This window comes from Prevotella sp. 885 (genome assembly GCF_002265625.1).
Classification (GTDB): domain Bacteria; phylum Bacteroidota; class Bacteroidia; order Bacteroidales; family Bacteroidaceae; genus Prevotella.
In genome coordinates, this window is the sequence record NZ_NOVE01000010.1 from 1 (window position 1) to 14,985 (window position 14,985).

At 51.8% G+C, this 14,985-nt stretch carries 6 protein-coding genes and 1 rRNA gene; all 7 read right to left on the reverse strand.

Annotated elements, in window-relative coordinates; translation table 11 throughout:
- Window positions 1-109: ribosomal RNA gene (locus tag CHL74_RS05045) — 16S ribosomal RNA — on the reverse strand; the annotation flags it as partial.
- Between the two features lie 922 nt (window positions 110-1,031).
- Window positions 1,032-1,571, reverse strand: coding sequence for a chromate transporter (locus CHL74_RS05050; RefSeq protein WP_094880081.1), 540 nt, complete (start codon window positions 1,569-1,571; stop codon window positions 1,032-1,034).
- Window positions 1,572-1,689: 118 nt separating this feature from the next.
- Window positions 1,690-2,634: a peptidoglycan DD-metalloendopeptidase family protein gene (locus CHL74_RS05055; RefSeq protein WP_094880082.1), complete on the reverse strand. Its 945-nt coding sequence runs from the start codon at window positions 2,632-2,634 to the stop codon at window positions 1,690-1,692.
- A gap of 227 nt (window positions 2,635-2,861) precedes the next feature.
- A complete protein-coding gene (locus tag CHL74_RS05060; RefSeq protein ID WP_176452171.1) occupies window positions 2,862-7,163 on the reverse strand; it encodes a choice-of-anchor J domain-containing protein in 4,302 nt (1,433 codons plus the stop codon).
- Between the two features lie 19 nt (window positions 7,164-7,182).
- Window positions 7,183-11,673, reverse strand: a complete 4,491-nt coding sequence (locus tag CHL74_RS05065; protein ID WP_141241236.1) for a choice-of-anchor J domain-containing protein — start codon at window positions 11,671-11,673, stop codon at window positions 7,183-7,185.
- A gap of 173 nt (window positions 11,674-11,846) precedes the next feature.
- Entirely contained in the window at window positions 11,847-12,806 is a 960-nt protein-coding gene (locus CHL74_RS05070; protein ID WP_094880085.1) for an Rpn family recombination-promoting nuclease/putative transposase, read from the reverse strand.
- A gap of 75 nt (window positions 12,807-12,881) precedes the next feature.
- Window positions 12,882-14,978 (reverse strand): ATP-dependent DNA helicase RecG, encoded by a 2,097-nt coding sequence (gene recG / locus CHL74_RS05075; protein ID WP_094880086.1) that lies wholly within the window; start codon window positions 14,976-14,978, stop codon window positions 12,882-12,884.
- Between the last annotated feature and the right edge of the window lie 7 nt (window positions 14,979-14,985).

The following is a 14,985-nucleotide window of genomic DNA, read 5'->3' on the forward strand; positions in this document are numbered from 1 at the left end:
CGCCGGTCGCCATCAACAATAGCAAGCTATCGTCATGCTGCCCCTCGACTTGCATGTGTTAAGCCTGTAGCTAGCGTTCATCCTGAGCCAGGATCAAACTCTACATTGTAAAATATCTTTTACCAACTCTTACCGAAGTAAGCGTTGCTTGTTTGTATCTGTTTCAGAACGAGCTTCCAAATTAGAGTTTAAAGTCAAACAAACTTGACGGTTCGTTTTCTTCTACCCAAGAACGAATTTCTTCGTTCTCGCTTCTTGTACTACTTTATCTGTCTTATGTAAATCTTTTCAAAGAACTCTTTCTTAATGCTTTACACTGAACGTTTCTTCTCTTGCTTTGCTTGAGGTTTCGTTCGTTCTCGAAAGCGGATGCAAAGGTATAGCTTTTTTCCGTATCTCCAAAACTTTTGAGCAAAAAAGTTAAGGAAATCTGCACTTTTAGAGCTGAAATTGATATATCTCAACTGAAAACTGTGTTCGATAACAGCAACACATTAATTATATACAGTTGAGAGTTGAGAATTGAGAGTTGAGAGTTTAGGGGTTGGGAGAGAAAATTCCTAATTCCTAATTCGGACGGTGGGTGCCGTCCGACACAATATTTGCATTCCTGATGCTCAATACTATGAGCTCAGCGCACGACAAAATCTTTGGTGCGAAATTCTCGAGTTTTGAGCGGTTTGAGCTAATGCGTTTGCGCACAGTAGGTTATGCGATTTTCTGACGAAGCGTTATGAAATCAGACTCGCAAAAGAGCCGTTTTTTGATGCAATAGCGCCACTTTTACACTACAATAGTGGCACTATTATCATGCAATAGTGCCACTTTTACTGTCTAATAGTGGCACTATTGGAGTGTAAAAGTGGCGCTATCATATGGCATGGGTGCTGTTTGCACAGCAAAACACCGAAAAAACAGCAAACCTAAACTCTATAATCAATTTTTATTTTGTAACAAGTTTTTACCGTTTAGACAATATTTGCATAGTGGGCAGTAAGACATGTTTTTAAGCAAGAAGACATTGAGCCATTTTATTCTGCTCTTTGTCTTTTCCATCTGCCATAGAGATATCCCGAAACGCCTGCCGCGATTATTATGTAAATGGGCGAAACCCCAAATAATGCTATCAACAGACAGCAGACTATGGGTATCCAGGCGTTGCGCCATGAGATATTGGCGGTCTTTGCCATCTTGAAGCACGGAGCGGCGATGAGCGCCACTACTGCGGGACGCACTCCCTTGAAGAATTTCTCCACCCAGGGATTGTCCTTGAAGTTATGGAAGAACATGGCTATGATGATGATGGCTATGATGGACGGGAGGGCTATGCCGACGGCTCCGACGATGCCTCCCCATACTCCTTTCAGCTTATATCCGATATGTGACGCCATGTCGATGGCGAAAATACCCGGCGTGGACTGCGCCACCACCATGATGTCCATAAATTCCTGCCGGTCCATCCACTTGTTGTTATCCACGAACTCACGCTCCATGATCGGTATCATGGCATAACCGCCTCCGAGCGTGAACGCACCTATCTTGTTGCAGGTAAGGAAAAATTTGAGCAGCATATATATAACGTATGTCTCTTTATGATGTTACAAAAAAAGAAAAACGCCAGACAATAGACCTCACCGGCCTTATCTGGCGTAATTATTCTAATATAAATATTATGGTAATGTCCGATTATTATGAATAGCGCAAGATCTGACCGGGACGGAGACGCATGGTCTTCGAGATGTGGTTCAGCTTACAAATCTTGTCTATCGAAACACCGAGCTTCTTAGAGATGGACGCGAGCGTCTCACCCTTCGTAACCTTGTGATACTGCACCTGATCGGTAAGACCAGACGTAGCGCGGTCGTTGGTGGCATAGTCGTTGCGCGAGTTGGATGCGTAAGAAGAGCCGTCCTTCTTTCCGCGTGCTCTTGTAGCAGCTGCCGACTCGCTGTCATACGTCGAGCGGTCGAAAGCATAATAGTCGCCTGTTACGTCCTGCTCACGGAAGTCGAACATAAGAGCGGGATTGAGAGCCACGCCGCAGAGACGTGTCTCGAAGTGAAGGTGCGAACCCGTGCTTCGTCCTGTGTTACCACCGAGACCGATGACTTCACCGGCGCGAACCTCCTGGTTCTCATCTACGAGTTGCTTCGAGAGGTGTCCGTAGATGGTCTCCAGACCGTTGTTATGTCGGATGACGATATACTTACCGTATCCTCCGCCCTCGTATCTTACAATTCTGACTTTTCCTGAGAATGCCGCACGGATGGTATCGCCGATATACACCTTGATGTCAAGACCCTTGTGCTGGCGTCCCCAGCGCGAACCAAAATTACTGGTTATGACGCGGCTCGTGGTGGGCATGCAGAAATGACGAAGGTCAATCTTGTAATGTTCAGGGAGTTCTGTGGCACGGTGTGCATAGCGGTTGTCCCATCCTGCGTAGAGGTCTGTCGCGGGCGACTCCGCCTCTTCTCTCGCTGCGATATTTCGCAACATAATGGTATCGACTGCTGCCATCTTACGGTCTACTGGAGCTTGGCGGGCAAGAAGATCCTGACCATGCACCGGTATGGACGCTACGGCAAGCAGCATCGATATTGTAAATTTCTTCAGCGTTTTCTTCAAATTCATTTTCTTTAGGACTCGTTTTAGATTGGAACGAGTTTATCGCTCCTTCGAAAGGTAATCGTTGAACAAAAAAAGGCGTTCAACCACAAGTTTGCAACATGCACATTGCAATTTGCATTTGCGTTGCAAAGTTACAAAAAAAATCTGTCAATAAGGTAGTTTTACGTACCTCATTAACAGATTTTGTAATATCTTTAACAATTAAACTTGCTCATTTTAAACAATTTGCACTATTTAATGCATATCTTGCGCGTTTTGCCGTTATCTCGCACAACGTAGACACCCTTCTTCAAAGAGGCGCCCAAAGGCATCTGACGACCACTGAGATCGTAAATACGGACTTGCGCAGAACCATTGTCTTCCCCTACCCCACTGATGCCTGATGCTGCATCCCATACGGCATTGGCAGCACGACTTTCACCAGTGTTATAGACAGCCTTGACGCTATACGTAACGTCGGTGTCGACTGATCGGTTATCGGTATACTTCGTTGCTGTTATGGGCGATGCGTTAAGACGCATGCCGTCACGATAGACATTATAGCCCAGAAGCTTCAGACCTGTTCCTGCTTTACGATACTTTATGTCGTCCACGAAGAGAATGTACTGGTCCTTCGACGTGCAGCGGAGAGCGAAATAGCGTGCTCCCTCCGGCAGGTCGGCAGAATACTGCGTCCACTGTCCAGGAACGGTAATCGTGGAACCTACCTTCTTGAACGAACCGATGGATTTTCCTTCCACAGAACACAGCACCTCCATCTGTTCCTGCGTGCCGTAATAGTTGTTGTTGGGGCTGCACGCCCAGAAGGTGATGGTCTGCGCTCCGTCCACCTCCGGCGAGATAAGCCAGTCGTCGTTGGCGGTATAGCGTCCGGCACTGAATGCGGCTGCCACCTGCGAGCCTGAATGCGTCGGGAAATACAACGGGCTAAGACTGACGGCAGAGGGGTTGAACACCTGGAACGCCATCGGAGCCTCCACATTGTCGTACTGCACGAAGTCGCCCGAACCGTCCTGAATGCCGAGCGTGGACGCTCCGTCGATGTCCATCAATGTCCACTCACCGAAATGGCTGATGGTGAAGGGCACGTACGACTCGAAGTCTTCCACCACATCCTCAGCCTCAGCTCCATTGCTGATGCCCTCCGGCTCACTCCAAGAAAGCGCTACCGACTGCATTCCGTCAGCAGCCTCAGCCTTGGCGTCCTTCACGAACGGACGACCGGGAAGGACTGTGACGACAACATTCTTCGACACATTGTCCGAAGCGTCCTCATCCGAATTCCACGCAATCTCAGCATGATACAGACTGGAGAGAGCTGCATCAGAGTTGGGCGCATCCTTCAGTTCCACGTCTGTGTTCTGCCCTGCGGCAAGTTCGTCAACGTGCGTCTTGCTGACAAGCGTCTCGCCACGATAAAGACAGACATCGAAGTCGGCAGCGTCCTTATCGCCCGTGTTGCTGATATTGGCAAACACCGTAACGTCGTCGCCTACGCTAACCTTGTCAATCATGGCGCTTACGTCGCCCATCGTAAGATTAAAGGACAGCGGGTCGTCTACGTTTATCTGGTCTATATAAAGCGGCACGATGGACGTAAGGTCTTCGGTATTGCCGCCCACACCTGTGAAGATGAGCTGCACGTATTCGTACGAACGAAGGTCAGAAAGGCTGTAGCTATATTTCAGCCAGCGGCCGTCGTTGTCTTCACCGTCGAAATCGTTGGGCAGAATATCATCGAGCTGATGGCGCTTGCCGTCAGGAGTGCGCAGAGCCACACGCAGATGATGGATGGAACGCTTCATGTTCCATACATAGAATGTGAGACGCGGATTACGCGTGTCCTTCAGCGTTATCTTCGGTCCGATAAAATCAGAGCTGGCGCCTGTGGTAACCGTAGAGAAGGCTATGAAGCCGTTGTCAAGGTCGGCAGCATCAGCGTATGTGCCGTACTGCATGATGTTCCATTCTGCAAGTGCACTCATCGAGCCGTACCAAGGACCACGCTGCATGCTGCGCTTTGCGAACGATTCGGCATAAGGCACAGCGTAAGGCTTGCCCACGAAAATGGTGTCCGTGGGCGCGGCGATGCCCTTGCCCTGCTGCGTGCGCGGCGTGATGACATACCATGCCAGTCGCTGCTCGTCGCCCTTCATTGTCATCTGCTCCGAGAACGAAGGTTCGCTGACCGTGGTGCTCTTAAGCGAGCTGCCATCCACATTGGCGATGTTATACTTCAGAGAAGCCTTGTCTATCAAGCCTCCGTGCTTACCCTTTGATGGAGCATCCCAAGAGGCTGTCACCTGTCCGTCATCTGTGCTACTGATTCTAAGGTTTTCGACAGCAGCGGGCTGGTCCAATCCCACATACGTTGAGACGGTGACCGTCTCGCCTTTGCCTACGGCGTTCTCTGCCGTTATCTCATAGCTGACAGTTCCGTCAGCTGATGGTGTGTCGGTCATCTGGCAGATATCGCCGGGGATGATGTTCGAGAATGTCTCCACCACCTTATTGTCCGTGAGTCGCTTCACGGTGATATGCTTCAGGTTGGCGGTCAGCGTCTCGCCACCCATATTCACCACGGGAGCCTTGAACAAAATCTCCACCTTGCGGTCCGTACTTGATCCAACCGGCTCTGCCTTTGCCTCCGTCACAGCACCCGGACACTTCACCGAACCGATGCACTTCACCTTGAGGTTGTCCAGATACAGATAACTGCCCTCTGCATACAGACTCAAGGCATGCACACCGATGTGGCAGGCACCGTCATGCTTCGGTACGAAGACAGCCGACAGCGTGCGATAATTGACATTATCCACCTTCATAGGAGCGAGAACCGTCTGCGTCAGGCTTGCCGCCTCCGCCTTCTGTCCGGCAGCCACAGCCACCGTCTCACAATAGCCTTCCTCCGCCTTCACGTCCATCGACACTTGATAAACCGAATCCTTGCTAAGATTAAACGCCGGCGTAACGAGCCAGTCGTCATCGTCGAGTCCTTCCTGACTGACACCGCAGATAAAGCAGTCGCCGAAGAACTGCCAAGTCTCGTCGTCTTCATTGGCATCAATGACGGTCATGGTCTTGACAGCCACTTCGTCATTGAACGGCTGGTCATACGGTAGCTTCAGAGCCGAACCCACCTGCACCACATTGGTGCGAACCTTGTCGCCGTACTCGCCAGCCACTTTCGCAGCCACCTCATAATAATAATATCCCATCTGCAGGTCTGCCACTTCCTTGTCGTCGAAGGATGTGGCGCTGCCATCGTACACCACCTTGGCATCGGGCTGACGCGTGACGGTGTAAGTGACGAGCGACGGATCGAAATAGCCGTCATGATTGCCTCGCTGCGGAGCTGTCCACGACACGCTTACCGTCTGGGCGTCCTTCATTACAGCCTTCGGCGACACGGCATTCACCACATCGCTGCCCGCCCAGAAGTCGCAATAGGCGAACTGGCTGCGTCCCGCGCTGTTGGTAGCCACCGCTTTCATGTGGTGCATGCCACGTGTGAGCGTCAGCGCAGCCTCAACACCGGCTCCCGCCTGCGACTGTCCTTCCTTAAGCAGACTGCCGTCCATCCAAAGCTTATAGCCCAGAGACGAGGCGAGATTGCCGCCGCCAGCCGTACGGTCCGGCATTGCGATGAGCGCCTTGCCTGTCAGCGACGTTCCTGTGAGCGAAGCCTTCAACGACGTTGGACGTGCCGGGGCATTGTCATCGGCATACGAACCGGTGGTATATATACCCGTAAACTCATATCTGTCAGGTATGGTGGTCAGCGTAGTAACAGTTCCGTCAGTAAGATTCACCTCGCATATCTCCGGACTCTCATGCGTATAGTGAGGCGTCATCGCCCAGAGCATACGTCCAGAAGGATAATCGAACGTGGCACTCTGCGCATACTTCACCGTCTTGCCTGTCTGACCAATCTCGGTCAGAGCGCCGGTGGTCTTGTCCACGCTGTAGAGCATGCCGTAGATGCTGATGCCGTAAAGCCGTCCGTCCTTCGTAGCAGCCAAGGCTATAAGCTCCTGCTTAAGGTCGGCTATCTTCGAGGAGAATCCTGTGATGGTGTTAAGCGTACCGAAGAAGTAGCCGTTGGTGGTGGCACTCTCACGGAAACATCCGTACACACGGTCCGTAGTGGGATCATAGGCAAGGTCGGAAGCCACACTCGAATAGGTGGCAAGATGGCGTTCCTCAATGAGTCGCCACCCTGCATCCACGTCATATACTCGGAAACTGACCGTACCGTCATAGTCGTACGGCGAATAGTCCACCATGTAATAGCGACCGTCTACGTATACGCCGCCACCGAAAGCCGACAGATTGTCGTCCAGCTTCACACTCTTCATCTGCGTGGCATCGTTGGCAGGGAGCGAATAGATGCCGAACGGCGCATCGCTGCCCATGTCTTCCCAACCATGTCCAAAGATCACACTGCCATATATGGTCGGCTGCGTCTGCGCGAAGGCAGAACCGCAAGCCGATGCGATGGCAAGTGTCAGAAACAAAGATTTCTTCATCATGCTTTTCATTTTATTGACATTACTTTCTTACCGAAACCTTAAACGCGCTGCCGTCCACCATAACGACATATACGCCCGGTTCTGCCTCTACGGTGATATGAGCTTCACCGGCGAAGGTACGTACGAGACGACCGTCCACGGTGAACATCTTCACCATTCTGCCTTCTGCGCCGCTTATCTCCACACAGCTCTTTCCGCCGTTTACCACAACAGCAGCTGTCGAGGCATTGTTGATGGCTGAGAGGTATGTGATGGTGGCTGTATTAGACGGTTTCGACTCGCCCTCTTCGTAAGCAGCCGTCACCTGATAAGCATAGCTGTCCGACTGGCGCACGTCATCGTCGATGTAATAGCGCTGGTCGATAGGCTTGGCATTGAGCTTATGACGGTCGCGATAGACGTTATATCCCACGAATGTAAGATTCTCCTTCTCCGCACCCTTCGCGATATACGAGATGTCGTCAATAAGGAGAGCGAACTTGTTGTTGGAGACGCAGCGGATGGCGAAGTACTTCGCACCCTGCGGCAGTTCAACCTTATACTCGTCCCAACTCTTCACGTTGCTAACGTCGATGGTCTCGCCTATCTTCTTGAAGCTGTCGATGGTCTTGTCCGAAACGGAATAGAGCACCTCCATCTGCTCGGGCACTGCACTTGCGATGCCAGCCTTGGCGAAGAACCTTACAGTCTGTGCCTCACCGCAAAGCTCAGGCGACACAAGCCAATCGTCGTTCTGCTTCTTTGTGAAGCCACCGTCGGGCGATGCGCAACTGAAACTTACGAGCATCTGTTCGCCGGAATGGGCTTCCCACGAGGTGAACGGAATGCCAGCCTGGAGCGAATTGAACACCTGGAATGCCATCGGCTCACCGGAATTCTCGTACTGCAACGGTCCGAACGATTCGCTGAGTGTTATCTGTATGGTATTCTGCAAGTCGCAGTCGTACGTGGTCCAGTCGCCGAAGTCGCTGATGGCAAATGCCTTGTAATCGTCGAAGGTTTCGGTGGTACGCTTCAGACCGAGACTGTTAAGGTCGGGAGCCTGCCATGACAGACCCACATTGCTCTGGCGTGACGAAGCCTCAAGACCGGAAGGTGTAGGATAGTCATTCTTCTTCACACGTACGCTAACGGTGTTCGACGCATTGTTGTCCTCTATCTGGTCGGCAGCGTAGTCAACAACAGCACTGAACTCCACCTTGTCATCATCCACAACCGTAACCTTACCGTTCAGACCAATGGTCTTGGCACGATCAGCTGAAAGCGGGTCGCCCGTGAAGCGACTGAACTCCTCACCGTTCTTATACACTACGATGGTGTAGTCGCCGGCGGCCACCTCATTGGCTGTATTATTGCGCACTGTGAGTTGCAGGTCAGCCATGTCGCCAGCCTCAACCTCTTCGGCAGCGGTGAGCTCAACTGCCATGATGTCGTTATCGGCGGCATCTACGATGGCAACATTGTCGTAAGCGAAGAACTCTGTAGTGGTATTGACAGCCTCGCCCTCGAAGCCGATACGCACATAACGGCAGTCCTTATACGGAGTGAGGTCAATGCTGAAGCGCTGCCAACCCACGGCGTACTGGTCAGAAATAATCTCCTTCACCGGCACAAAGTCGGCATAATCCTTCTGCACGCTGACTGTCAGCTTGTCGCCCTTGCCAGTGCAGTAAGCCCAGAAGTTGAGCGTAGGCTTCGCCATCTCGCTGATGTCCACCTTCGGCGACTCGCTACGCACCGCCTTGCCTGTCTTGTCGGCAGAGAACGACTGCATACCGCCGTCACCGTCCTGTGCCTGTGCTGACGCGCTGCTGGTCATGGCGTAACAGTAAGCCTCGCCTACCTCTCCCTTGGTCATGTTAGTAATCCACGGTCCGCTCTCCATCGTCACGTTCTTGAACGACTCAATCATCGGCGCCTTGATGGCTGGACCGCCGATTGCTGTGCAGGTTTTCCAGTTGCTGCGACCGCCACCCGTACTGCTCACGGCATATACGCTGTAACCGTTGTATGCCTGACGACCTGCCTTAATTGTCAGCTGGTCATCGTACGATGTCTTGCTGCCAAGATTGATGTCGTTGGGATCGGTGCCCACTGATATATAATATGTAAGGTCGTTAGGATCTATGTAGCCTCCATGCACGCCCTCCGGCTGGTCCCAAACCACGTGTATCAGACCTTCCGTTTCGGCATCCTCGTAAGCCCTGAGATTCTTCACCGCACCCGGCTCGTCAATGCCGACGAACACCTTGGCTGTGGTCTCCAATCCTTCGTTGCCGGAAGCGTCAACTGCATGCACGGCATAAACGCACGAACCGGAGGGCACGCTCGGATCGTTGTATGAACATTTCTGACCTGGCGTTACAGATGTGAGCGTAGTGAGCGACTCGCCGTTACGCGAGATGACGATGTCCATCTTGTCGGTCAGCGCCGCACCGCCTAACATGCGCGTCGGAGCCGTGAAGCTGAGCGCAGCAGTAGTGGCGCCCTTCTCGCCCGGTGTGACCACAAGGTCAGTAGGTGAATCTGGAGCAGAAGCCGATACCTCAGTGATGTTGAGATTGTCTACATAAAGATGATTGCAGTCAGCGTCTGAGATGGCATGGATGCCGAAATAGCGCATGCCATCCTCCGTAGCACGGAAGGTGCCGGAGAGAGTGCGACGGCGAGGCTGATAAGTAACCTCCGTAGGTTCGATGACGATGTCGGTCATAGCCTCAGCGGTGGCGTCAGTTCCGACAGCTGCAGCCACACGCTCCGTGGGATAGTCGTTGACGGCATCGAAAGAGAACTTATATGCGGCACCCTTCTTCATATTTATGGGCGGCGTGATAAACCAGTCGTCAGCAGCATTAGAGCTGTTGGCGGTGTATGCAACCATATTATAGTTGCCGTCAAAACTCCATGTCGAACCGTCATCATTGGCGTCAACGATGGTGAAGTCTTCCATTGAAGCACTGGTGCTCAGACCGTTATGATAAGGCAATGAGAGACTGGAGCCAACGCTTACCTCCACGGATGTGGCAGGCTTACTCTTCAGGTCGCCATTCAGAGCCGTCACCTTATAGTAATACCACGTCATGTCGGTGGACTCTACGTGGTCGACGTATGTAGTGGCGGCGCAGTCTGTTGTGACAATCACGGAGTCGGCAGTCTCGCCCATCTTGAAGCGCGAGATGGCATAGCGGAGGTTGTCCTTATCGAAGTAGCCTCCGTTGACGGATGCCTCCGGCGCCTTCCATGTCAGCGTCACATCGTTGCCCTTCGCCTTCACCTTCACTGAGGTAGGCGGCATAGGCACGTCATAGCCCACCCACTTGGTGTCTGTGGTCTGCTCACTGACGGCAGCCGGACGAGCGGTGGTAGCAGGAATCTCAGCTGTCACGCTGAATACGCTGTTGCCACTCTTTGCAGCAGTGAAAGGAGCGGTGACAGCGGCACCGGGTGCAGCATTGGCGTGTGCCACAGTCTCACCGTTGATACGTACAGTATAAGCAATATCGGCAGGAAGACTCTTGCCTTCGACGTCAAGCGTCGGCATCGTGAACGCCACGCTACCGCCGGAGAGCGACGTCATCGAAACGCTCAGCGAGCTGACAGGCTTGGGAAGAGTGGCGAGGTCGAGGTCCTGCTTGAGGAAGATGGTGGAGAGCTGGTCGTAGGTCTGCTCGCCTTGCCATGTGTCCTCATTGAAGCCGTAATTCACAATCTCCGTGACGTTAGCAGTAGCAGGATTCACCTTAAGGACGTGCGTAGCCCAATCCACGTCGGAATAGGCAGCCCAATAGATGTCGCCGGTGGCATAATCGCACGTGGCACTCTGGAAGAAGGGCAGGATGCTGAATCCGGTGTTGCCCACAACAGTAGCCTTACCAGTGTATTTATCCACGGTGTAGAGTTTGCCTGTCTTAGAAATCGTATATAGTTGTCCGTCGCGATTGAAGGTTAGCGCCACCATGCGCTCTGGCATCTGAGCGATGGGCTGGCAAGAATAAATCACAAAGGGATAATCGTCCTTTGTGGTGTAAGTAAGCCTTCCGAGCGTGAGATACTTGCCGGAATAGTCGGCGTCAGAAAAAATGCCATAGATGGCCTGTGTCTCAGGGTCGAAAGCGAGGTCGGAGGAGATATCCGTAAAAGCGAAACCCTGACGTTCCTCGCCGATTGTCCAGTCGGCTGTGTTGTAGCCATAAAGATGGATTGGGAACGTAATCTTCGAGTTGTCCTCGTTCTCCTCATAGTACGACGACCAGAACTTTCCCTGTGCATAAGTGGCGCCGCCATAACATTTCACATCGTTGCCGACTGGGGTGAACACTGTGGGGTTGGAAGAATTGAAAGTGTAGAAACCTGCATCGCGGGATTCGCTTGCCGACACATAAGTGTAAAACTGCAGGTTCGTAGCAGCTTTACGAGGATAGTCCGCCATCACTCCTAATGACGACGAGGTAAGAAATGCCATTGTCACAAATGACCGGACAAGGGCAGTAAGGGGTAAATCTTTTTTCATAATGCTAAGATTTTATCTGATTAACTGAATTTTTGTTCAAATATCACTTAATAACGCAAAAGTATAAAAGATTCCGCAGAAAAACAATAAATTAGTGATATAAGTTGAATAAAGGCGTATATATACAAAATTGCCACACTTCGGCAGCATGGCTCCCATAGCGTGGCAATTACTTATCTCAATTTTTCAATCTCTTCTTCTGTAAGTCCGGTATAACGCATTATCTTTGATATTGGCTCACCATCCTCAAGCATCATCTTGGCTGTTTCAGCACGACCCTCAGCACGACCCTCAGCAAGGCCTTTCTCACGACCCTCAGCAAGGCCTTTCTCACGACCCTCAGCAAGGCCTTTCTCACGACCCTCAGCAAGGCCCTCCTCAAGACCCTCACGTCTTCCTAAGAGTGCAGCCCCTTCAAGCGTGGCATGATAGTCGCGCATCACCTTCAAGCTCTCATCATATTTTTCTCGCTCGTCCTTGCTTAAGGCGGCGATGTCTGTTATCTCGGAGAGCTTCTTGAATACAGCATTGCGCGCCTGGAAAGGCATTCTTTCAAAAGTACTCATGTTCTTTAAGATGTAAATCCAACGTTCAAAATCGTTTTCGCATTCATCCTCTTCATTCTTTGCGAACAGAGGAAGCATCAAGTAGATAAATCGCAAGCGATCGGAAAAGACCGTATTGTCCTTCATATCCATCAGGGCGATGTCCGTACGGAACTTCGTCGGCGTACCGTCTTTCATATCATAATTTAGCAAACAGACAGTATAGACTGGTGCCAGACAGTAGTTCCACTTAACATTCGTGTCACCCACCGTACCTTTTACGCCTTGGTTGACAATGTCGCGCGAGGCATAATAGATGGTTCGGTCTGTAAAGAATGGCTGATAGCGGTTCTGCATCTCCACAATAATGTGCTCACCCTTGTCTGTAGTGCAGTAGATATCATAGATGATACCTCGCATTTCAACCAGTTCCGGCAATTGTTCTTTATCCTTGAAGACGAGGTCTGTGATATGATGCTCGCCGTCAAGAAGGTCATTAAGGAACTTTATCAATAAGTCCTTGTTGATTTCCTGACCGAAGATTTTCTTGAATCCCCAGTCGGAGAATGGATTAATGAATCTTGGCATAGGCTATTGTTTTTTGCAAAAATACAAAAAAATCCCCAATATGCAATTATCATAAAGCAGAAATAACCCGCTCTCTCACGAAATGGCAGCCCAGTTGATGTTGGTATCGCGCAGCTCTCTTAGGCGTCGCCATAGCATGGCATATTCTTTGGACGTGCAGGTGGGGTCAGCATCAATGATTTTCTGTGCCTCCTGTCGGGCAAGCGCCACAAACTGTCCGTCGCGGGCGATGTCCGCAATCTTAAGGTCGAAGGCGATGCCGCTCTGCTGCGTGCCTTCGAGATCGCCGGGACCGCGAAGCTTGAGGTCGGCCTCGGCGATGCGGAAACCGTCGTTCGTGTCGCACATGATGTCGATGCGCTTGCGGGTAACGGCGGAGAGTTCGTAGCCAGTGACGAGGATGCAATAGCTCTGCTCGGCACCTCTTCCAACACGACCGCGGAGCTGATGGAGCTGGGAAAGACCGAAGCGTTGAGCGTCGAGGATTACCATTACGGAGGCATTGGGAACATTTACGCCCACCTCTATGACGGTGGTGGCAACGAGAATCTGCGTCTCGCCACTCACGAACTTCTGCATTTCAGCGTCTTTCTCTGCCGACTTCATCTTGCCGTGCACCTTGCTGATTTTGAATTCAGGGAATATCTGACACAGCGAAGCGTAGCCTTCCTCAAGGTTCTTCAGGTCCATCTTCTCGCTCTCGGAGATAAGCGGGAAGACGATATACACCTGACGACCGAGGTTTATCTGCTTGCGGATGCCGTTATAGAGCGACGTAAGTTGCTTGTCATACTTATGTATGGTCTGTATGGGCTTGCGTCCCGGCGGCAACTCGTCGATGACACTCACATCAAGGTCGCCGTATATGGTCATGGCGAGGGTGCGTGGGATGGGGGTGGCGGTCATCACGAGGATGTGGGGAGGATTCTCGCTCTTAGCCCAAAGGCGCGACCTCTGCTCCACTCCAAACCGGTGTTGCTCATCGATGACAGCCACACCAAGTCGCTGAAACTTGACCGGATCCTCTAATACGGCATGCGTGCCGACGAGAATCTGTACCTCGCCGGAGATAAGGCCCTCAAGCACCTCGCGACGCTTCTTTCCTTTCACTATGCCAGTGAGGAGTTCCACACGGATGCCGAGACCGCGAAGAAACTCCGTTATGGTGGTGAAGTGCTGCTCGGCGAGGATTTCGGTGGGTGCCATGATGCACGCCTGAAAACCGTTGTCGAGGGCGATGAGCATTGTCATCAGCGCCACAAGTGTCTTGCCGGAACCTACGTCGCCTTGGAGCAGACGGTTCATCTGCCTACCGGAACGCATGTCGTCACGTATCTCGTGCATCACTCGCTTCTGCGCACCGGTAAGACTGAAGGTGAGGTTCTGCGAATAGAAGTCGTTAAACAGCTTGCCGACATGCTGGAATACATAGCCGCGATACTTGCGACGATGGTCGGAAGCATAGCGGAGAATGTTGAGTTGCACGTAGAACAGCTCTTCAAACTTCAGACGGTCGCGTGCCGCCTTCATCTGCTGCGGCGTCTTGGGATAATGTACGCAGCGCAACGCCTCATCGCGCGAGACGAGGTGAAGCGGTTTGGTGATGAAGGTAGGGAGGGTTTCGGGGAGCGGGTCCTTCAGTTTGAGAAGCATGTTCTTGACCGTCTTCTCTATCACTCGCGACGTGATGCCCATCTTCTTCATGCGCTCCGTGGTGGTATAGTAAGGTTGCATGCCCATTTCGGAGAGCTGAAGGTCGGAGGCTCGCTCCATCTCGGGATGAGCAAACTGGAAACGTCCCTGATAGACGGTAGGGCGACCGAAGACTACGAACTCCTGCCCTACCTTATAGTTCTTATATATATATTGTGCTCCGCTGAACCAAACGAGGTCGGCTACACCGGTGCCGTCGCTGAAATGACCGACCACTCGCTTCTTACGCGCCGACATCTCGAACTCCTCATAGCTGAGCACCTTGCCCTTTATCTGCACGAAGGGCATATCGGCGGAAAGCTCACGAATGGTATAGATACGACTGCGGTCGACATACTTATAAGGAAAATTCTCGATAAGGTCACGCCATGTGGATATCCCAAGCTCCTTGCTCAGGATTTCCTTACGTTGGGGGCCCACACCGGGCAGATACATTATGTCTTGCGAGAGTATATCCATATTGAGA

Bases quoted from the DNA above. Each gene is read 5' to 3' on its own strand.
- recG (WP_094880086.1), bottom strand. From the start codon at position 14,978: ATGGATATACTCTCGCAAGACATAATGTATCTGCCCGGTGTGGGCCCC.
- CHL74_RS05065 (WP_141241236.1), bottom strand. From the start codon at position 11,673: ATGAAAAAAGATTTACCCCTTACTGCCCTTGTCCGGTCATTTGTGACA.
- CHL74_RS05055 (WP_094880082.1), bottom strand. From the start codon at position 2,634: ATGAATTTGAAGAAAACGCTGAAGAAATTTACAATATCGATGCTGCTT.
- CHL74_RS05050 (WP_094880081.1), bottom strand. From the start codon at position 1,571: ATGCTGCTCAAATTTTTCCTTACCTGCAACAAGATAGGTGCGTTCACG.
- CHL74_RS05060 (WP_176452171.1), bottom strand. From the start codon at position 7,163: ATGATGAAGAAATCTTTGTTTCTGACACTTGCCATCGCATCGGCTTGC.
- CHL74_RS05070 (WP_094880085.1), bottom strand. From the start codon at position 12,806: ATGCCAAGATTCATTAATCCATTCTCCGACTGGGGATTCAAGAAAATC.